Annotated in this window: 19 protein-coding genes; 5 read left to right on the plus strand and 14 right to left on the minus strand. The window is 66.7% G+C overall.

Features of this window, described 5'->3' with window-relative positions; translation table 11 throughout:
• Positions 1-55 precede the first annotated feature (55 nt).
• The gene (locus tag ACQR0Z_RS11945) at positions 56-217 is read right to left on the minus strand and encodes a hypothetical protein (protein ID WP_009025659.1); all 162 of its coding nucleotides are present in this window, start codon (positions 215-217) and stop codon (positions 56-58) included.
• A gap of 229 nt (positions 218-446) precedes the next feature.
• Between ACQR0Z_RS11945 and ACQR0Z_RS11950 the strand changes: the two genes are divergently transcribed.
• Entirely contained in the window at positions 447-1,364 is a 918-nt protein-coding gene (locus ACQR0Z_RS11950) for an NAD(P)/FAD-dependent oxidoreductase (protein WP_434918743.1), read from the plus strand.
• Between the two features lie 65 nt (positions 1,365-1,429).
• On the plus strand, positions 1,430-1,618 hold the full coding sequence (locus tag ACQR0Z_RS11955; protein ID WP_434856582.1) for a hypothetical protein: 189 nt from the start codon (positions 1,430-1,432) through the stop codon (positions 1,616-1,618).
• A 19-nt stretch (positions 1,619-1,637) separates the two neighbouring features.
• Here ACQR0Z_RS11955 and ACQR0Z_RS11960 read toward each other — a convergent pair whose 3' ends face one another.
• Genes ACQR0Z_RS11960 through ACQR0Z_RS11985 form a run of 6 tightly spaced genes read right to left on the minus strand, consistent with a single transcriptional unit; the run spans position 1,638 to position 7,887 of the window.
• Entirely contained in the window at positions 1,638-2,480 is an 843-nt protein-coding gene (locus tag ACQR0Z_RS11960) for an ABC transporter permease (RefSeq protein ID WP_434856546.1), read from the minus strand.
• A gap of 11 nt (positions 2,481-2,491) precedes the next feature.
• Positions 2,492-3,421, minus strand: a complete 930-nt coding sequence (locus ACQR0Z_RS11965) for an ABC transporter permease (RefSeq protein ID WP_434918744.1) — start codon at positions 3,419-3,421, stop codon at positions 2,492-2,494.
• Positions 3,421-4,413 (minus strand): ABC transporter ATP-binding protein, encoded by a 993-nt coding sequence (locus tag ACQR0Z_RS11970; protein WP_434918745.1) that lies wholly within the window; start codon positions 4,411-4,413, stop codon positions 3,421-3,423. The genes ACQR0Z_RS11965 and ACQR0Z_RS11970 overlap by 1 nt, the downstream gene beginning before the upstream one ends.
• Positions 4,410-5,384 (minus strand): ABC transporter ATP-binding protein, encoded by a 975-nt coding sequence (locus ACQR0Z_RS11975; protein ID WP_434918746.1) that lies wholly within the window; start codon positions 5,382-5,384, stop codon positions 4,410-4,412. The genes ACQR0Z_RS11970 and ACQR0Z_RS11975 overlap by 4 nt, the downstream gene beginning before the upstream one ends.
• A 4-nt stretch (positions 5,385-5,388) precedes the next feature.
• On the minus strand, positions 5,389-7,026 hold the full coding sequence (locus ACQR0Z_RS11980; protein WP_434877530.1) for an ABC transporter substrate-binding protein: 1,638 nt from the start codon (positions 7,024-7,026) through the stop codon (positions 5,389-5,391).
• A gap of 39 nt (positions 7,027-7,065) precedes the next feature.
• The gene (locus ACQR0Z_RS11985) at positions 7,066-7,887 is read right to left on the minus strand and encodes a sugar phosphate isomerase/epimerase family protein (protein ID WP_434918747.1); all 822 of its coding nucleotides are present in this window, start codon (positions 7,885-7,887) and stop codon (positions 7,066-7,068) included.
• A gap of 209 nt (positions 7,888-8,096) precedes the next feature.
• Between ACQR0Z_RS11985 and ACQR0Z_RS11990 the strand changes: the two genes are divergently transcribed.
• On the plus strand, positions 8,097-9,236 hold the full coding sequence (locus ACQR0Z_RS11990) for a hypothetical protein (protein ID WP_434918748.1): 1,140 nt from the start codon (positions 8,097-8,099) through the stop codon (positions 9,234-9,236).
• 37 nt (positions 9,237-9,273) lie between these two features.
• On the opposite strand, the gene ACQR0Z_RS11995 is transcribed toward ACQR0Z_RS11990, so the two are convergent.
• Positions 9,274-9,915, minus strand: a complete 642-nt coding sequence (locus ACQR0Z_RS11995) for a Vgb family protein (RefSeq protein WP_434918749.1) — start codon at positions 9,913-9,915, stop codon at positions 9,274-9,276.
• A 33-nt stretch (positions 9,916-9,948) separates the two neighbouring features.
• On the minus strand, positions 9,949-11,169 hold the full coding sequence (locus ACQR0Z_RS12000) for a helix-turn-helix domain-containing protein (RefSeq protein ID WP_434918750.1): 1,221 nt from the start codon (positions 11,167-11,169) through the stop codon (positions 9,949-9,951).
• A gap of 85 nt (positions 11,170-11,254) precedes the next feature.
• On the opposite strand from ACQR0Z_RS12000, the gene ACQR0Z_RS12005 reads away from it, so the two are divergent.
• Both ACQR0Z_RS12005 and ACQR0Z_RS12010 read left to right on the plus strand, forming a co-directional pair.
• Positions 11,255-12,016, plus strand: coding sequence for a DUF899 domain-containing protein (locus ACQR0Z_RS12005; RefSeq protein WP_434918751.1), 762 nt, complete (start codon positions 11,255-11,257; stop codon positions 12,014-12,016).
• A 17-nt stretch (positions 12,017-12,033) separates the two neighbouring features.
• Positions 12,034-12,321 (plus strand): hypothetical protein, encoded by a 288-nt coding sequence (locus ACQR0Z_RS12010; RefSeq protein WP_434918752.1) that lies wholly within the window; start codon positions 12,034-12,036, stop codon positions 12,319-12,321.
• Positions 12,322-12,668: 347 nt separating this feature from the next.
• Here ACQR0Z_RS12010 and ACQR0Z_RS12015 read toward each other — a convergent pair whose 3' ends face one another.
• The 5 genes from ACQR0Z_RS12015 to ACQR0Z_RS12035 form a co-directional block, all read right to left on the minus strand.
• Positions 12,669-13,454 carry an ABC transporter ATP-binding protein gene (locus tag ACQR0Z_RS12015; RefSeq protein WP_434918753.1) on the minus strand — a complete coding sequence of 262 codons (786 nt, stop codon included), beginning with the start codon at positions 13,452-13,454 and terminating at the stop codon, positions 12,669-12,671.
• Positions 13,451-14,224: an ABC transporter permease gene (locus ACQR0Z_RS12020; protein ID WP_434919297.1), complete on the minus strand. Its 774-nt coding sequence runs from the start codon at positions 14,222-14,224 to the stop codon at positions 13,451-13,453. Before ACQR0Z_RS12020 ends, ACQR0Z_RS12015 begins: the two co-directional genes overlap by 4 nt.
• 199 nt (positions 14,225-14,423) lie before the next feature.
• Entirely contained in the window at positions 14,424-15,368 is a 945-nt protein-coding gene (locus tag ACQR0Z_RS12025; RefSeq protein WP_434918754.1) for an ABC transporter substrate-binding protein, read from the minus strand.
• Between the two features lie 130 nt (positions 15,369-15,498).
• Positions 15,499-16,236 (minus strand): histidine utilization repressor, encoded by a 738-nt coding sequence (gene hutC, locus ACQR0Z_RS12030; protein ID WP_434856061.1) that lies wholly within the window; start codon positions 16,234-16,236, stop codon positions 15,499-15,501.
• Complete coding sequence (locus ACQR0Z_RS12035; RefSeq protein WP_434918755.1) at positions 16,233-17,591, minus strand: formimidoylglutamate deiminase; 1,359 nt, start codon at positions 17,589-17,591, stop codon at positions 16,233-16,235. The genes hutC and ACQR0Z_RS12035 overlap by 4 nt, the downstream gene beginning before the upstream one ends.
• Positions 17,592-17,615: the final 24 nt, after the last annotated feature.

Below are 17,615 nucleotides of genomic sequence, written 5' to 3' on the forward strand. Positions count from 1 at the left end.
TCAGTGCGTTTCGTTTCTGCATGTATGATGCATGCTCTCGGCAAAAATCCTCAGTTCAGTTCGGCCACTCGATCGGCGTGAAGCGCAATTGCCGGCGCCGCATCTCGGCCTGGAGCTCCTGGGCATATTGCTTGGCCCGCTCGCCGATCAGCCGGTACGGTCCCCCGATCCGGCTGTCGGCAGCCACCTGCTTGCGGACACTCTCGTAGTAGGCCATCAAACTTTCATCGGTCGAATTGACAAATCGCATCCACGCGCCCTCGCAACAAATCCCCCTCGCTGCCAAGTTTGCACGGCTTTTCCGCCGCGACAGCGACATAAGTTAACGCCGTAGCGGTGCAGAAGGTTCCGTCGACGTTCCTCTGTCTCCGCAGGTTGACGCCGAGTGTGGCAGGAACCGTTCCGTCGCTCGGCATTTGGTTCCCCGATCCGAGGCGAGGACGGCGATGCGCACCGAAGTTCTGGTCATTGGCGGCGGGCCGGCTGGCCTGATGGCCGCGGTCTACCTGGCGCGGTTCCGGCGGCAGGTGGTGATCATCGACAGTGGCGCGTCACGCGCGGCGCTGATTCCGCGAAGTCACAACCTGCCGGGGTTTCCGAATGGCCTTTCCGGCCCCGAGCTGCTGGCGCGGATGCGGCTGCAGGTCGAGGAACTCGACGTGCCCATCATCAGCGGCACGGTGGCGGCGCTCGAACGCCGGAACGGCGACATCATCGCCGGGCACGAGGGCGGGACGATTCTGGCGCAACGGGCTGTGCTGGCCACGGGGATCGTCGACAAACAGGCGCCGCTCACCGACTGGACGGCGGCGGTGCGCGACGGCGCGCTGCGCTATTGCCCGGTCTGTGACGCCTTCGAGGCTGCCGGACGCAAGATCGCGATCATGGGACCCCTCGGACATGCCGCGGGCAAGGCGTTGTTCATGCGCGTCTACAGCTCCGACGTCACCTTGATCCCGATCGGCCACGAGCAGAACGATGCAAGGCAGCGAGAGCTGGCCACGGCCGGAATTCGGGTGACGCCGCCGCTCAAGGCGCTGCAACGCGTGGAGAGCGCGCTGGCCGTCTCGTTCGTGGATGGCAGCGTTGAGCGCTTCGACATCGTCTATCCCGCGATGGGGGCGGAGGTCCGTTCCGAGCTCGCGATCAGGCTCGGCGCGCGCCATACGGAGGAGGGATTTCTCGAGGTCGATGCCAAGCAGCGCTGCGGAGTCGACGGTCTCTATGGCATCGGCGACGTCGTGACGGACTTGCATCAGATCGCCGTGGCCTTCGGCCATGCTGCGGTCGCGGCATGCCATGCGCACCATTCGCTGCCGATGCGCTTTGCTGAACCATGCGAGGCGAAACCGCTGGGAAATTGATCACAACCTGAAATCGCGATATCCTGTGTAAGTGCCGCTGGCGTTGACGTGTCGGACCATGGCCCATGGACAGGAAATCGGCATGTTTGGCGGCTGCGTCCAGCTGCCGTGAAGAGGCCGAGCGTGATCCCGCCCGGCGTGACCTCTGGCTGCAGCAGGCGTCGAAATGGATGGCGCTCGCGGGCGAGCAGGCGGGGCACGCCTTGATCGTCTGCGATCACGCCGAGGCGGCCAGTCGGGATACCCGCTACTGATCCAGCGCCGCGGATCGATCTATTGCAGCGTCGGATCCAGTCTGTCACGCAGCCAGTCGCCGATCACGGAGACCGCGAGCGTCGTGACCACGATCGTGAGCGCAGGCGCGAGCATGATCCACGGGGCTCGCGTGAGATATTCGCGGCCATAGCCGACCATGTTGCCGAGGCTGGTCATCGGCGGCTGCACACCGAGGCCGAGGAACGACAGTCCCGACTCCAGCAGGATGACCTCCGGAAACACCAGCGTCATCGACACGATCAGGGTCGAGGCGATGTTCGGCAGGATGTGCCTCAGATACACGCGGCGCGGCGTCGCGCCGAGCTGGCGCACGGCGGCGGCATAGCCCTGCGCATTGGCCGAGATCGCGAGCCCGCGCGCGATGCGTGCGTAGCGCTCCCAGCCGAACAGACCCATCAGGCCGATCAGGAGCGGCAGAGAATTGCCGAAGAAGGCGAGCACCGCGAGCGCGAGGATCAGGAACGGCATGCTCGCCTGGAAGTCGGCGAGCATCAGGACGAATTGCTCGACGAGGCCGCGGAAATGCGCGGCGAGGAAGCCGAGCGTGGTGCCGGCGATCGCGGAGATCGCGGTGGCGCCGAACGCGATCAAGAGCGAAATCCGGATCGAGACGATCAGGCGGGACAGCACGTCGCGGCCGAGTTCGTCGGTGCCGAGAAGATGAGCCGGGTTGCCTGGCAGCGAGAGACGGTTGCGCAGGTCGAATTTGGTGAAGCCGTAAGGCGCGATCTGGTCGGCGAAGATCGCGATGATCAGCATCGCCGCGATCCAGCCGATCGCAATGGTGACGGAGACCGGGATGTTCGGCCAGCGCAGCCGCCTTGCGGCCGGCGCCTTCATCGCGACGTCGGTCATGCCTCCGCTCCCTTGCTGCGCAGCCGCGGATCGAGCAGGCCGTAGAGAAAATCGACGATCAGGTTCGACGTCACCATCGTCATCGCGACCAGCAGCAGGATGCATTGCACGACGGCGAGGTCGCGATTGGCCACCGCGACGACCAGCAGCCGGCCGACACCGGGCCACGAGAAGACGCTCTCGACCACGACGGCGCCGGCGATCAGGCTGCCGACCATGAAGCCGAGGATCGTGACGGTGGGGATCGCGGCGTTCGGCAGCGCGTGATCGGTGATGACGCGGCGCCAGGGCACGCCCTTGGCAGATGCCGTGCGAATGTAGGGCTGGCCGAGGATTTCCAGCATCGCGCTGCGCGTGAAGCGCGCCAGCACGGCGGCGCCGCCGAAGCCGAGCGTCACGATCGGCAGGATGGCGTGGCGCCATGAATCCTGTCCGCCCGAGGGCAGCCAGCCGAGCTGCACGGCGAAAATCAGCACCAGCAGCAGCGCCAGCACGAAGCTCGGAACCGTGAAGCCGGCCACCGCCGTGATCATCACGGCGCGGTCGATGGCGGAGCCGCGGTGGAGCGCGGCATAGATGCCGGCGGGAATGCCGAGCAGCACCTTGACCAGGAAGGCGGGGATGGTGAGCGCGAGCGTGGCCGGGATGCGCTCCAGCACGAGCTGGATCGCCGGGCGCCCGTCGCGCATCGAGCGGCCGAGCTCGCCCTGGCCGATCGCCTTGAAGTAGTCGAGATACTGCACCCAGATCGGATGATCGAGGCCCCACGCCTTGCGGAACGCTTCGATGACTTCCGGCGGCGCCTCGGGTCCCATGATCATCAGCGCGGGATCGCCCGAGAGCCGCAGCACGATGAAGGCGAAGGTGACGACGAGCGCGATCGTCAACAATGCGCGCGCGACGCGGATCGCGAAAAAGCGGAGCATCACGCAGCGTCCTGGTTCTGTGACGGCGCGCCGGTCACGAGATGGCATGCCACCTGGCGCTGCGCATCGAGCGCGGTGAGCGCGGGCACCTCGACCTTGCAGCGCGCCGTCGCATGACCGCAGCGCGGATGGAAGGCGCAGCCGGCGGGACGCGCGGCCGGATTGGGCGGATCGCCGGTCAGCACGATGCGGTTGGTGCTGCGGCGGCCCGGCGCGGGCGAGGCGGAGACCAGCGCCTGCGTGTAGGGATGCTGCGGCCGCGCGAACAGATCATCGGCGTCGCCATATTCGACGATGCGGCCGAGATACATCACCGCGACCTTGCGGCTGATCTGCCTGACGACACGCAAATCGTGGCTGATGAACAGCATCGTCAGGCCAAGACGCGCCTGGAGATCGATCAGCAGATTGACGACCTGCGCCTGGATCGAGACATCGAGCGCGCTGACCGGCTCGTCGCAGACGAGGAAGTCGGGCCTGGTCGCAAGCGCGCGCGCCAGCACGATGCGCTGGCGCTGGCCGCCGGAGAGCGCGCCGGGATAGCGGGTGCCATGGCTGTCGTTGAGGTCGACCGCGCGCAGCAGCTCGTGCACGCGCGCCTCGCGCTCGGCCTTGGTGCCGATGCCGTGGATGTCGAGCGGCTCGCGGATCTGCGCGGCGACGGGAAGCCGGCGATCGAGCGCGCCGAGCGGATCCTGGAAGATCATCTGCATGCGCGCGCGCTGGGCGCGCCAGGCCGCCGTGCCCTGTGCCGCGATCGGCGCACCGTCGAAGCGCACAGTGCCAGCGTCCGGCGGCTCGAGCCCGAGCACCATGCGCCCCGTGGTCGATTTGCCGGAGCCGGATTCGCCGACGATGCCGAGCGTCTCGCCCCTGGCGATCGAAAAGCTCAAACCATCGACGGCATGAACGGCGGCGGCACGGCCGAACAGTCCGGACCGCATGCGATAGGTGCGCGAGATCCTGTCGACCTCGACGAGTGGCGTCGTCATTCCGCGGCGAGCTCCACCGGCAGCCGCTGCGGCCGCAGGCAGGCCACCGCGCGGTCCTGCTCGAACGGCGCGAGCGGCGGCACGCCGGCATGACAGCCATCGCCGGCGAAGCTGCAGCGCGGCGCGAAGGCGCAGCCGCTCGGCAGCGCGCGCGGATCCGGCACGGTGCCGGCAATCGCCTGCAGCCGCCTGCGCGCACCGTCAAGCGGCGGCAGCGCGCCGATCAGGCCCTGCGCATAAGGATGCCAGGGATCGTCGAACAGGCGAGTGGCCGGCGCGCGCTCGACGATGCGCCCGGCATACATCACGCAAACGCGGTCGCAATTCTCCGCGACGACGCCGAGGTCGTGGCTGATCAGCACCATCGCCATGTTGAACTCGCGCCGCACCGCGGCCAGGAGATCGAGGATCTGCGCCTGGATGGTGGCGTCGAGCGCGGTGGTCGGCTCGTCGGCGATCAGCAGATCAGGCTGGCCCGCGAGCGCCATCGCGATCATGATGCGCTGGACCTGTCCGCCGGAGAACTCGTGCGGATAGGCCGTCAGCCGCCTGTTGGCATCGGGAATGCCGACGAGGTCGAGGAGCCGGAGCGCCTCGACCCGCGCGGCCTCGCCGCGCAGGCCGCGATGCAATGCGAGGCTCTCGCACAGCTGGCGGCGGATGGTGAGCACCGGGTTGAGCGCGCTGGCGGGATCCTGGAAGATCATCGCGATGCGCCGGCCGCGCACCTGGTCGAGCACATTGCCATCCGCACCGATCAGCTCGCGCCCATCGAGCGTGGCGGAGCCGGCGATTCTCGCCTTGGCCGGCAACAAGCCAAGCGCCGCGAGCCAGGTCACCGACTTGCCGGATCCGGACTCGCCGACGAGGCCGACGGCCTCGCCTCTGTCGATGTCGAGATCGATGCCATGCAGCACAGGCGTGCCGTCGAAGGCGACCTTCAGGCCGGAGATGCTGACCAGCGGCGCCACGGCATCAAGCTCCGTAATTGCCGTTGCGGAAGTCCATCGCGAAGGCCGGCGAGGCCTTCCACTTGATCGACTTCGGCTTCGCCGTGAACGTCGCGTTCTGGTGCAGCACCGTGTAGGCCGGGTCCTCGCGCTCGGCGATCTCCAGCATGCGGCCGAACGCCTTCTTGCGCGCCGCGCGATCGGTCGAGGTCTCCAGGAATTCGGACAGCCTGTTCAGCTCGGCGTTGGTCCATTCGCCGACCTGCTGCTGCTGGCCGTTCGGGCCGTGCTGGGCGACCAGCGAGGACACCGGGTCGTTGAACGCGGCCGAGTTCGACCAGTCGCGCACCGCACGGGTGGCGCCGCGTTCCAGGATCTGCGACCAGTTCTCCTTGGTCTCGATCTGTACGTTCAGGCCGACCGCCTGCCACATCTCGACCAGCACCTGCGCGGTCGCGGTCTGGTTGGTGTAGTAGTTGTTGAGCAGGCGATAGGGGATCGGGTCGCCCTTGTAGCCGGCCTGCTTCAGGAGATCCTGCGCCAGCTTCGGATCGAACGCCGGCACGCTCCAGTCGGCGATGAACATGTCGCCGTAGAACTCCCACTGCAGGCCCTTCGGCACGCGGGTGCGGCCGGCCCACAGGCTGTCGACGATCGCCTGGCGGTCGATCGCGTGGGTGAAGGCGCGGCGCACCAGGGGATTGGCGAGCTGCGGATGGTTCTTGTCGAACACGGTCAGGCGGTGGTTGAGGATGGTGCCGCCCTGAACCTCGAACGCCGCGTTCTTCTCGATGCCGGCGATCTGGTCCGGCGGGATGTCGCAGGCGAACTGATATTCGCCAGACAGAAGGCCGTTGATGCGGCTCGCGACTTCCGGCACCTCGACGAAGCGGATGCGCTTCAGCGGCGGACGGCCGCCCCAATACTCGTCATGCGCTTCCAGCGTCAGCGACACATCCGGCTTGAACTCGACGATCTTGTAGGGACCGGTGGTGATCGGCTTGCGCGCCCAGTCGAGATAGCTCGCAGCCTCTTCCCAGCCGCGCCGGCTCATGATGTCGGAGCCGTAGCGCATCAGGCGGCCCTCGATGGTGACGTCAGGCGTCGCGTTGACGAAGCGCACGGTGTATTTGTCGATCGCATCGACACGCACGAGATCGGGCCAGATGCGGCGGGCGACGCCGATCACGTCCGGCGGCAGCTCCTTGCCCGGGCGCGGCGCCGGGATCTTCTCGAACGCCTTGATGGTCGAGCGGCTCTTGGCCTCACTGTCGCCGAACATGCGCTCGCGGCTGAACGAGAACACGACGTCCTCGGCCGTCATCTCGTCGCCGTTGTGGAACTTGACGCCCTGGCGCAGCTTCAGCTCGACGGTCTGGTCGTCGATCCGCTTCCACTCGGTCGCAAGACCCGGGACGGCTTCGAGATTGCCGCGGAAATTCTTCGAGATCAGGCCTTCCCACAGCGACGAATAGAACACACGCTCGCCGACATTTGATTGCTCGCGCAGCACGTCGAGCACGTTCGAATTCGTCACCTTCTGCACGGCGATGGTGACGGAGGGACGGTTGTCGGCTTGCGCGATCGAGACGCGCGGCAGGATGAAGCTGCCGCCGATGGCGGCGCCGGCGCCGAGCAGGCCGCGGCGGGTGAGCTTGGTCATGGCAATCTCTCTTGAGCTTGTCAGGAAAAAGGCGGTTGCTTATTGAGCGAGGCCGAGCGAGGCGAGGTACGCCGCGCCTGCCTTGACGTGATCGTGGTTGCGCAGTTCGAGGATCAGGCGCGGATTGGACGAGAGCTTCGCCAGCGCGCGGAACACGGCGATCCAGCGGATATTGCCTTCGCCGGGCGCCCAGTGGCGGTCGGCATAACCGTCGGTGTCCTGCAAATGGACATGCGCCAGCATGTCGCCAGCGGCGTCGACATAGTAATCGACCGGCGGCGCGCCAGTGGAGTGATGCGCGTAGTTGGCGTGGCCGGTATCGAGCGACACCCGCACCTTGCTGCTGCTCAGCGCCTTGGCGAGCGTGACGCGATCGAGCGGGTTCTTGTCCTCGATGTTCTCGATCACGAGCTCGCAATTGGCCTGCTCGGCGGAGGCGATGACATCCGACAGCGTCGCGCGCACGCGCTCGATCAGCGCCTCGCGATTGTCGGGCAGCATGTCGATGTTGTTGTAGTCCCAGGTGGTGTAGGGCGAGTGGATCACCATCTGCGTGGCCCCGAGAAACTCGGCGACTTCCAGGCCCTGCAGCAGCCGCTTGGTGACGGCGCGGCGGATCATCGGGTCGTGGCTGGCGATGGTGAAGCCCCAGAACGGGCCGTGGATGCCGAGCCGGCCAGTGTGACCGTCCAGCATCGATTTGATTTCCTTGGCGGTGGCGCGCCAGTCGCTGTCGAGCAGATCGGCGCGGAAGAAATCCTGGATCTCGAGATCGCGCTGGCGCTCCAGCAGCCAGTCGGTATGGGCCGGAATCGATTTGACGGAGAGGGCGGCACCGAGGACGGGCAGCGTGACAGACATTGGCGATATCCCTTGCTTCAGACCTCGTGAGCGCTAGCGGAGTTCGATGACGGTCCCATGAAGGGCTGTGGACGGCTGCCGCGACATGTTGTGTGGATGAGCCCGCGACCGGTCGCAGCTGCTCTATCCCTTGGGTAGAAGGTCGCTTTGCGCATCTACTTGACGTGGCCGCCGGAATTGCAACAATGCGGCGAAAAGGGGGATGGCTGATGACGGTGCGGCGGGCGATCTTTGCGGCGATGCTTTCGGTTCTGGCGCTGGCGTCGGCCGCGCTGCTCGGGGCTGCGCATGCCAAGGGACCTTATGGCACGATCTCAGTGGCAGGCTGGTCGGGCGGCGCCTACACCGACGACAACACCGGCAAGTTCTCGAGCTGCATCGCGTCCGCAAGCTACAAGAGCGGCATCAGTTTCGGCGTGCTCGCGCTGCCGACCTACAATTGGGCGCTCGCGTTCATCCATCCCGGCTGGTCGCTCACGCAGGGACAGAAGTTTCCCATCGTGCTCAGCTTCGATGGGCGAACCTCCTACAATGTCGAGGGCTCGGTGTGGTCGGCCAACATGGTGGTCGTGCCGATGCCGAACGACTCGACGCTCATCAAGACGTTCCGGGCGGCACGGACGATGTCGGCTTTCGCGCAGGGCAACCTGTTCCAGTTCGATCTCAACGGCACCTCCGTGATGCTGCTGTCGCTCGCCAATTGCGTGCGCCTCATCAATGCCGGTGGAATGGCCGCCGCCACGAACTTCACGGTGCAGCCCAACGCGGCCGCGGCGCAGCGCCCGGCCGCACCACCTGCGGCGGCTGCGCCGGCGGCGACCGCGAGCGTGCAGCCGGCACGCGCGGCGGAGGATTCACCCGAGCTGCAGCTCGAGGCGATGCAGATCGCCTCCAACTTCATTCTCAAGGCCGCGCTGTCGCATCCGGCGATCCTGGGCGGCGGCGAACGCCCGGTGTGGCTGACGTCGGGCGGTGTCGCCTGGAAGGCTGACAACGCCACCGGCTTCGTGCGCATCGTGCCGCCGCAGCGCAACGTCGACGGCCTCGAGGTCGCGGCCACGATCATCGGCAACGACGCCCGCGACTGCAAAGGCAAGTTCATCTCCGCGCGCAACAGCGAGCTGGTCGACAGCGCCGTCGTGTTCCGCGGCATGTCCTCCTGCGAGGACAGCGAGAAGTCCGACATCGCCGAATATTTCATCTTCCCGCGCAAGGCGGGCGGCTTCGTACTCTTCTCTGTCGTCACGCCGACCAAGCCGGTGGGCAGCGGCGGTGGCCAGCAGTTGCAGACGCGCGAGGAGGCGAACGCCAACTTCCGCAAGGCGGCGTTCACGTCGATCGCGAAGTAGGCAGGCTCGCTCCGGCATCATGGCCGCAAGTGGCAGCTTACCCAGCGCGTTTCGGCCGCCTGACCGCGCGCACCTTGCCGCTGTCGCCGCCGCCGCAATACAGCGTGTCGCCACCATCCGACTCCAGGCCGGAGACGCCGGTGCCGGCGGGCATGTCGAGCTGATCGAGTACCTCGCCGGTTGCGGGATCGATGCGCCTGATGTCGCTGACATCGTCCTCCCAGGTGCCGTGCCACAGCTCACCATCCACCCAGGTGACGCCGGTGACGAAGCGCGTGCAGGGAATGCTGCGCAGGATCTGTCCCGAGGTCGGATCGATCTGGTGGATCTTGCGATCGCGATAGGCGCCGACCCACAGCGACCCTTCCGCCCAGGCCAGCCCGGAATCGCCGCCGCCGGATGGCGCGGGGATCGTCGCAAGCACACGCCCGCTATCGGGATCGAGCTTGTGGATGCGATCCTCCGCGATCTGATAAAGGTGCCGGCCGTCGAAGGCGGTGCCCGCGTGCGAGGGCATGTCGAGTGATTTGCGCACCGTGCCATCGGTCGGATCGATCGCCTTGATGCTGGGGCCGGTCGCGATCCAGACCTGCGCACCGTCATAGCTGACGCCATTGACGCGGTCGGCGCCGTCGAACGGGCCGTATTCGCGGATGATCTCTGCCGGTGCGCGTCTCATGCTGTGCTCCATTCCTCGACTGACGCCCGCACGCTAATCGAGCGACGACCACGCCGGGAGTAACAAGCTGGTCGCGAATGCCGGCACCACCGGGCAGGTCCAGCGCTGCGCCCGGCCGCGGCCGAACGACTGGACCTTGCCCGACAGCGCCAGCGCGTCGAGCGCGCGCTGCACCGTGCGCTGGCTCAAGCCGAGCGCCAGCGCAAGGCCGGAACTCGACCACGCCTCGCCATCGGCGAGGCAGGCCAGCACGGGGGCATTCTCGTCCTCGATCGGCTGCGCCAGCACGACGATGCCGTGACCGCCTTGGGTCGTTAACACGAAGCCGTCGCGCGTCGCACTGACTTCGGCGATGTTCTTCAAGAGCTGACGCAGACGCCCGATCTCGACGCGCAGGCGTGCCCGATGTGACTCGTCGGCCTCCTTGCCGCGGAAAGCCGCGGCGATCAGCTGAGACCGCGAGACACCATCCGGCGTTCCCTCCGCGAGCCTGCGGACGAGTGCAAACAACACTGGACGCCGCGCCAACGGCACGATGCGGCCGCCCTGGCGCACCGCGAGCCGGCAGGCATCGATGATCAAGCTGTCCGACCGGAACAGCGCTTCGACCTCATCGAGCCGCAGCAGGCGTTGCTCGGCTCCTTGGATCAAGCGCGCGGCTGGCGCGGACAGCGTTCCCAGGAGACGTTCGATCTCGGCATGCAACTCCGGACTGCGCGCCTGCCGCGCCGTGCGCGCGGCTCGTTCGAGCGCCGCCTGCGCCGCCTTGGTCTGCAGCCGGCGCAACGCCAGGCCGGCGACGATCAGCTCATAGATGGTGCGCGCCGCCGGCTGCAGCGGCGTGGGATCGAGATCGGCCAGTCCGCGCTCGGCGTCGTCGAGATGTCCGATGAGAACCATGCGCCGGATCTCGAGGCTTCGCGCGTAGGCGGCATTGATGCGGTCGCCGTGCTGCTCGAGCGTTTCGCGTGCCTCGGCCAGCGCCTTCGTCGGCCACGACAGATCACGCGCCGCCAACGCGATCTCGGCCTCCGCGACGACGCAGCGCGCGCGCGCCATGGCCGCTCTGGGACCGAAGGCGCGTGCGGCCTGCCGCAGCAGCGCCTTTGCACGCACGGTCTCACCAAGCCGCGCCATCGCGATGCCGCGCAACGCCAGCGCCGGCGGATCATCGCGCAACGCGACGCGATTGAGTGCGCCGAGCGGATCACCGGCGGCCAGCGCCTGCGCCGCGGCCGAGATCAGCGAGTCCATGCAAATCCCGCCACACTTGTCACTCCCGGTGTCTCCCGCGCCGATCCTAGTCTCAGTCGCGGTCAACACGCAAAGGATCAAGGATATGACTATGCACCTTACCGGAACTCGCGAAGACTGGCTCAAGGCACGGCTCGACCTGCTGCAGGCCGAGAAGGACCTCACCCGCCGCGGCGACGAACTGGCGCGACGCCGCCAGGAACTGCCCTGGGTACGCGTCGACAAGAGCTATCGCTTCGATACGGAGGAGGGGCCCGCAACGCTGCCCGATCTGTTCAAGGGCCGCTCGCAGCTGCTCGTCTACCACTTCATGTTCGGGCCCGACTTCAAGGCCGGCTGTCCGTCCTGCTCGATGATCGCCGACGGCTTCAACGGCTTTCAGGTCCATCTCGCCAATCACGACGTGATGCTGTGGGCGGTGTCGCGGGCACCGCTGGCGAAGCTGAAGGCGTACAAGGCCCGCATGGGCTGGAGCTTCCCGTGGGCGTCCTCCGCCAGCAGCGACTTCAATTTCGACTTCGACGTCGCGATCACCGAGGAGCAGCAGCGCCAGGGCGGTACCGAATACAACTACCGCACCAGCCCGGCGGTGGGCGCGTCGGATGTGCCGGCCATGGTGGCGGAGATCGCCGCCGGCGCCGGCACCGACGGCGCGACCTTTATGCGCGATCGTCCGGGCATGAGCGCGTTCATCATCGAGGACGGCGTCGTCTATCACACCTACTCGGCCTACGCCCGCGGCCTCGACGGCCTGTGGGGCGCCTATCAGTGGCTCGACCGCGCGCCGAAGGGCCGCAACGAGGAGGGCGTGTGGTGGCGCCGCCGCGACGAATACGCGGCGCGCTGAGAGCATGGAGTGGTGCCATGGCGTTTAACCTGTCCAAGCGGCGTGTCATGCCGGACCTCGCCGATGCCCTGCGCCTCGCCGCGGCGCCGACCTTCGCGCTGATGGCCATGCTGAACGCCATGACCCGCGACGGCCGAGCAGATGTGATCTGCTCGGCCATGCCGGCGGGGGCCCCGCTCGGTGACATGACCGTGATGTATCTGCTGATGAGCGTGTTCCACCTGGTGCCGTGGGTGAGGCGGATGCGGCGGGGGGCTCCGAGGTCTCAGTTAGACGAGGGACGGGTGCGGCAGACCGGGAGTTAGGCATGCAACCCAGGAACTGCTGCCGCATGACTAGCTATCCACCAGTGTTGCCCGCGGAGAGAACCCCTCACCCGAGCGAGCCCGTGGGACCGCCGGCGATGCCCTCTCCCACAAGGGGCGAGGGCGCTGTATTGCGCAGTCTTGTCGCGGCTATAAGTGGAAAGCAAAGCTCTCGGTTTGAGCCGGCACAGTGCCAGTTACTGCGCCCTCGCCCCCACGGCGAAGCGAAGCTTCGCCAGGGTGGGAGAGGGCATGTAGGACCGTGCGGCTTGCTCGCTAGGGAGGGGTATTCTTCCGCGTACGCCGCTACCTAGAGAGCACACAGCCGCGCAGCAAGCGGCGTGACCTCACGCCTCCGTCGCCACCTTCAGCGCCTCGGCGCGGATCTCCTCCACCAGCCGCTCCTTCAGTGCGACGAACTCCGGCGAGGTCTTGATCTTGTAGGAGCGCGGATGCGGCAGGTCGATCTTGATATCCGCCTTGATGCGGCCGGGGCGGGCGCTCATCACCAGCACGCGGCTGCCGAGGAAGATGGCTTCCTCGATGTCATGGGTGACGAACAGCACCGTCTTCTGGTCGCGCTCCCAGATGCCGAGCAGCATCTCCTGCATCAGCACGCGCGTTTGGTTATCGAGCGCGCCGAACGGCTCGTCGAGCAGCAGGATCTTTGGATCATTAGCAAGCGCGCGCGCGATCGCGCAGCGCTGCTGCATGCCGCCGGAGAGCTGCTTGGGCCAGTGGTTCTCGAACCCCTTCAGGCCGATCTGCTCGATGAAGCGGTCGGCGATGGCGTTGCGCTTGTCCTCCGGCACCCCGCGCTCGCGCAGGCCAAAGGCGATGTTCTCGCGTACGGTGAGCCACGGGAACAGCGTGTAGGACTGGAACACCATGCCGCGATCGGCGCCGGGGCCTTTGACCTCGCTTCCGTCGAGCAGCACCTTGCCGCTGGTCGGATGGTCGAGCCCGGCGACGATGCGCAGTAAAGTCGACTTGCCGCAGCCGGACGGGCCGAGGATGGTGACGAAATCGTTGTTGCCGATGGTGAGCGCGACCGGCTCCAGTGCGCGCGTCGGCGCGTGGCCCTGGCGGGCCGGAAAGGTGCGAGTGACCTGATCGATGACGAGCGTGGTCATGCGAGCTTCCACGGGAACAGCCAAGCGTTGAACGCCTTGAACAGGAAATCCGAGATCAGCCCGATCAGGCCGATAATGATGATGCCGAAGATGATCTGTCCGGTGTTGAGCAGCGCCTGGCTGTCGGTGATCATGTGGCCGATGCCGGAGGAGGAACCGATCAGCTCGGCGACGATGACATAGGTCCACGCCCAGCCGAGCACGAGCCGCAGGACCTCGGCGATGTCAGGCGCGGCGGTGGGCAGCAGCACGCGGGCGATGATGCCGCGATCGCTGGCGCCGAGCGTGTAAGCGGCCTCGACGAGGTCCCGCCTGGTATTGCCGACGGTCACGGTGATCATCAGGATGATCTGGAACACGGAGCCGATGAAGATGATCAGCAGCTTCTGCAACTCGCCGATGCCGGCCCACAGGATCAGCAGCGGGATGAAGGCGGAGGCGGGCAGGTAGCGCGCGAAGGAGACGAACGGTTCGAGGAACGCCTCGATCGGCTTGTACGCGCCCATCAAGAGGCCGAGCGGAACGGCGATGACGGCTGCGAGCACGAAGCCGCCGACGACGCGCCAGACCGTCATGCCGATGTCGTAGAGGAAGCCGAACTTGACGAGCAGGTCCCAGCCCTCGCGCAGCATGGTCAGGGGATCGGCCAGGAAGGTCTTCGACACATAGCCGCCGAACGTCGCCAGCGACCACGCAGCGACGAACAGCACGAAGAAGGCGAGGCCGAGCGCTATTCGAGATCGGGCGCTGACGGGGTCGAGAGGTCGGATCACGGAGAAGGCTTTCGTGGGTTCGTGCAGGTCGTTCGAAGATCGGCGCGTCAGAGGGGCTGCACGCACTTTTCAGGCAGAATGCTTCAACGTCGTCATTGCGAGGAGCGAAGCGACGAAACAATCCAGAGTTTCAGGGGGGCCCTGGATTGCTTCGCTTCGCTCGCAATGACGGATCGTGTGGCGCGGGCTTCAGCGTCTACTTGATGAAGCTCGCATCATACAGATCCTCGACGTTCGGGATCTGCTTGATGATGCCGACTTCGAGCAGCAGCTCGGCCGCGTCCTTGTTAAAGGTCTTGAACTCGGTCTCGAAGAACTTCTGGCTCGCAGCCTTATCCTGCCAGCGCAGATACTTGGCCGAGCTGCCGAACTGTTCGCCGCTCTGCTTCACGTCGGCGCCCATGATCTCATAGGCCTTGGCCTGGTCCTTGGCGATCATGTCGAGCGCCTCGTAATAGCTGTCGGCGAGCGCCTTGGCGGCCTTCGGGTTCTCGCTCAGGAATTTCGGCGTGCAGCCGAACGTGTCCATCACCATCGGATAATCCAGCGTGGTGGCGATGATCTTGCCCTTGTCCGGCGCGGCACGCACCGTCGACAGATACGGCTCATAGGTCATCGCCGCATCGTTCTGGCCGGCGACGAAAGCCTGCGCGGCGGGACCCGGCTCCATGTTGACGACGGTGACGTCCTTCACCGTCAGCCCGTTCTTCTTCAGCATCCAGGCCAGCCCGAAATAGGGCGAGGTGCCCGGCGCCGATGCTGCGATCGTCTTGCCCTTCAGGTCCTTGATCGAGGCGATGTCGTTACGCACGACCATGCCGTCGGCGCCGTAGCTCTTGTCGAGCTGGAAGATCTGCTTGGTGGCGACGCCGTTGGCGTTCCAGGAGATCCAGGTCTCGACCGTGGTCGCCGCGCACTGCACGTCGCCGGCGGCGATCGCGAGATGGCGATCCTTCTGCGGGATCTTCTTGATGGTGACGTCGAGGCCGTTCTTTTTGAAGATGCCGGCTTCCTTCGCCAGCGTCAGCGGCGCAAAGCCCGTCCAGCCGGAAATGCCGATGCCGACCTTGACATCGTCGGCGAATGCCGAAGTGGAGGCCAGCAGCGCGGCCGTCATGGCAAATCGTCCAAGTTTGCGCATCTTCATCATCCTCTCCTGTTGAAAGAAATCGTCGGAGCGGTCCGCGGCAATCCGCGATGACCGCATGTCTCTGCAAGAGCTGTCCGCTGGCTTGCAAATCTCGTGCTCAGATCCGGCGCGATCGCCATGCTCATTCGCTGCCTCTGAAGCGCGCGACCAGCCGGTGCTGTTCGCCGGGATAGACCAGCCTGACAGCGGTAAGCGGCTGGCCCTGGCGCCAGGTGTGGCGCTCGATGACGAGGCAGGGCGCGCCGACGGCGATGCCGAGGCCAGCTGCGATCGCCTCGTCGGCAATGATGGCGCTGATCGCATGCTCCGCCTCGGTCCAGGGCACGTGATGCAGCAGCCACGAGCCCGGCGGGTCGATCTTGAAATTGGCCTTCGCCGCATCGGGCACGGCGTCGAGATCGATCAGGCGGTCCTCGATCGCGAACGGCAGGCCATCGGCGCTATGGCGGCAGCGGATCGCGATCACCTTGCACGGCGTCTTGACGCCAAGGCGCTCGCGATCGGCGGCGCTGGCGGTGCGGCGCGCGGATGAGATCAGCTCATAGCCATAGGCGCGGCCGAGCGCCCCGATCTCGGCGCGGATGTCGGGGATCTTCAGCACCGCTGACAGGAATTGCGGACGCCGCACGAAGGTGCCGGCGCGGCGGCGGCGCTCGATCAGGTCGGCCTGAGCGAGCTCCGACAGCGCCTTGTTCACGGTCATGCGCGAGCAGCCATAGTGCTCCATGATCTCGTGCTCGTACGGGATGCGGTGGCCGGGCGGCCATTCGCCGGTGAGGATGCGACGCTCGATGTCCTGGCGGATCGTCTTGTAGAGCGTGCCCGCGCCGGGCTTGGTCCGATCCTCGGCGAGGCTCATGCGAGCAGCCTCCGCACCGCCGTGTTGAAGCCGCGCCGCGCGGTCTCGCGTGAGCGATGATGGCCGCCCTGAACGACCCTGGCGCCGCCCGCCCAGACACAGTCGATGGCGCCGTGGGACGTCGCGAAGATCCAGCCATCGAGCAGCGCATCCTGGGTCCGCCCCGCGAGCGACGGATGCGACAGATCGAGCGTGACGAGGTCGGCGCGGGCGCCGACCTGCAGGCCGGCGAATGATTGCGACAGTGCCTGCGCGCCGCCGGCCAGCGCGGCATCGAACAGCGTGCGGCCTGTCGACGCAGCCGGGCCTGACGTCAGCACGTTGCGCTCGCGATGTGTCAGCCGCTGGCCAAATTCGAGCTGGCGCAACTCATCGCCGACGCCGACCAGAACGTTGGAGTCGGTGCCCACGCCGATGCGCCCGCCCGCACGCAAATAATCGCGTGCCGGGAAGATGCCGTCGCCGAGGCTGGCTTCCGTGACCGGACACAGACCGGCCGTCGCGCCGCTCCGCGCGAGCGCCGCCGTTTCATCCGCGGTCATATGAGTCGCGTGGATCAGGCACCAGCGATCATTGAGGTCGTGATGATCGAGCAGCCATTGCACCGGGCGCTGGCTCGACCAGGCGAGGCAGTCCTCGACCTCCTTGACCTGCTCGGCGGCGTGGATGTGAACCGGGCCGCCTTCGGCAAGCGGCAGCAGCGCATTCAGTTCATCCGGCGCGACGGCGCGCAGGCTGTGCGGCGCGATGCCGAGACTGGCGCCGGCGAGCGAACCGATCACCCTGCGCGACGCCGCCAGCAGCTTGGCGAACTGATCGACGTCGCAGATGAAGCGGCGCTGGCCGTCATGCGGCGCCGCGCCGCCGAAGCCGCCATGCGCGTAGAAGCTCGGCAGCAGAGTCAGGCCGATGCCGGAGGTCTGGGCCGCCGCGGCGATACGCCCTGCCATCTCGGCGATATCTGCGTAAGGCGTGCCGTCACGATCGTGATGCAGATAATGGAATTCGCCGACGCGCGTGAAGCCGCGCTCGAGCATCTCGACATAGAGCAGGGTCGCGACCGCCTCGACATCCTCGGGGCGCATCGACAGCGCGAAACGGTACATCGTCTCGCGCCATGTCCAGAACGTGTCCGTCGAGGGACCGCTGATCTCGGCAAGCCCGGCCATGCCGCGCTGGAACGCGTGGCTGTGCAGGCTGGCGATGCCGGGGAGAGCGACCTCATGCTGCTCGTCGTCGGAGGTCGGAGCCACGCCGGCGGAGACCGATGAAATCGCGCCGTTGGAGATGACGACCTGCACGTCCTCGGCCCAGCCAGTGGGCAGAAGCGCGGATGCGAAGTGCAGTGACGCCATGATCGATCAACCCGCTGGACAGCA

The organism is Bradyrhizobium sp. HKCCYLS3077 (assembly GCF_051167555.1).
Classification (GTDB): domain Bacteria; phylum Pseudomonadota; class Alphaproteobacteria; order Rhizobiales; family Xanthobacteraceae; genus Bradyrhizobium.

Bases quoted from the DNA above. Each gene is read 5' to 3' on its own strand.
- ACQR0Z_RS12025 (WP_434918754.1), bottom strand. From the start codon at position 15,368: ATGCGCAAACTTGGACGATTTGCCATGACGGCCGCGCTGCTGGCCTCC.
- ACQR0Z_RS12000 (WP_434918750.1), bottom strand. From the start codon at position 11,169: ATGGACTCGCTGATCTCGGCCGCGGCGCAGGCGCTGGCCGCCGGTGAT.
- ACQR0Z_RS11995 (WP_434918749.1), bottom strand. From the start codon at position 9,915: ATGAGACGCGCACCGGCAGAGATCATCCGCGAATACGGCCCGTTCGAC.
- ACQR0Z_RS11970 (WP_434918745.1), bottom strand. From the start codon at position 4,413: ATGACGACGCCACTCGTCGAGGTCGACAGGATCTCGCGCACCTATCGC.
- ACQR0Z_RS11945 (WP_009025659.1), bottom strand. From the start codon at position 217: ATGGCCTACTACGAGAGTGTCCGCAAGCAGGTGGCTGCCGACAGCCGG.
- ACQR0Z_RS11980 (WP_434877530.1), bottom strand. From the start codon at position 7,026: ATGACCAAGCTCACCCGCCGCGGCCTGCTCGGCGCCGGCGCCGCCATC.
- ACQR0Z_RS11955 (WP_434856582.1), top strand. From the start codon at position 1,430: ATGGACAGGAAATCGGCATGTTTGGCGGCTGCGTCCAGCTGCCGTGAA.
- ACQR0Z_RS12035 (WP_434918755.1), bottom strand. From the start codon at position 17,591: ATGGCGTCACTGCACTTCGCATCCGCGCTTCTGCCCACTGGCTGGGCC.
- ACQR0Z_RS11990 (WP_434918748.1), top strand. From the start codon at position 8,097: ATGACGGTGCGGCGGGCGATCTTTGCGGCGATGCTTTCGGTTCTGGCG.
- ACQR0Z_RS11965 (WP_434918744.1), bottom strand. From the start codon at position 3,421: ATGCTCCGCTTTTTCGCGATCCGCGTCGCGCGCGCATTGTTGACGATC.
- ACQR0Z_RS11960 (WP_434856546.1), bottom strand. From the start codon at position 2,480: ATGAAGGCGCCGGCCGCAAGGCGGCTGCGCTGGCCGAACATCCCGGTC.
- ACQR0Z_RS11950 (WP_434918743.1), top strand. From the start codon at position 447: ATGCGCACCGAAGTTCTGGTCATTGGCGGCGGGCCGGCTGGCCTGATG.
- ACQR0Z_RS12010 (WP_434918752.1), top strand. From the start codon at position 12,034: ATGGCGTTTAACCTGTCCAAGCGGCGTGTCATGCCGGACCTCGCCGAT.
- ACQR0Z_RS12015 (WP_434918753.1), bottom strand. From the start codon at position 13,454: ATGACCACGCTCGTCATCGATCAGGTCACTCGCACCTTTCCGGCCCGC.
- hutC (WP_434856061.1), bottom strand. From the start codon at position 16,236: ATGAGCCTCGCCGAGGATCGGACCAAGCCCGGCGCGGGCACGCTCTAC.
- ACQR0Z_RS11985 (WP_434918747.1), bottom strand. From the start codon at position 7,887: ATGTCTGTCACGCTGCCCGTCCTCGGTGCCGCCCTCTCCGTCAAATCG.
- ACQR0Z_RS12005 (WP_434918751.1), top strand. From the start codon at position 11,255: ATGACTATGCACCTTACCGGAACTCGCGAAGACTGGCTCAAGGCACGG.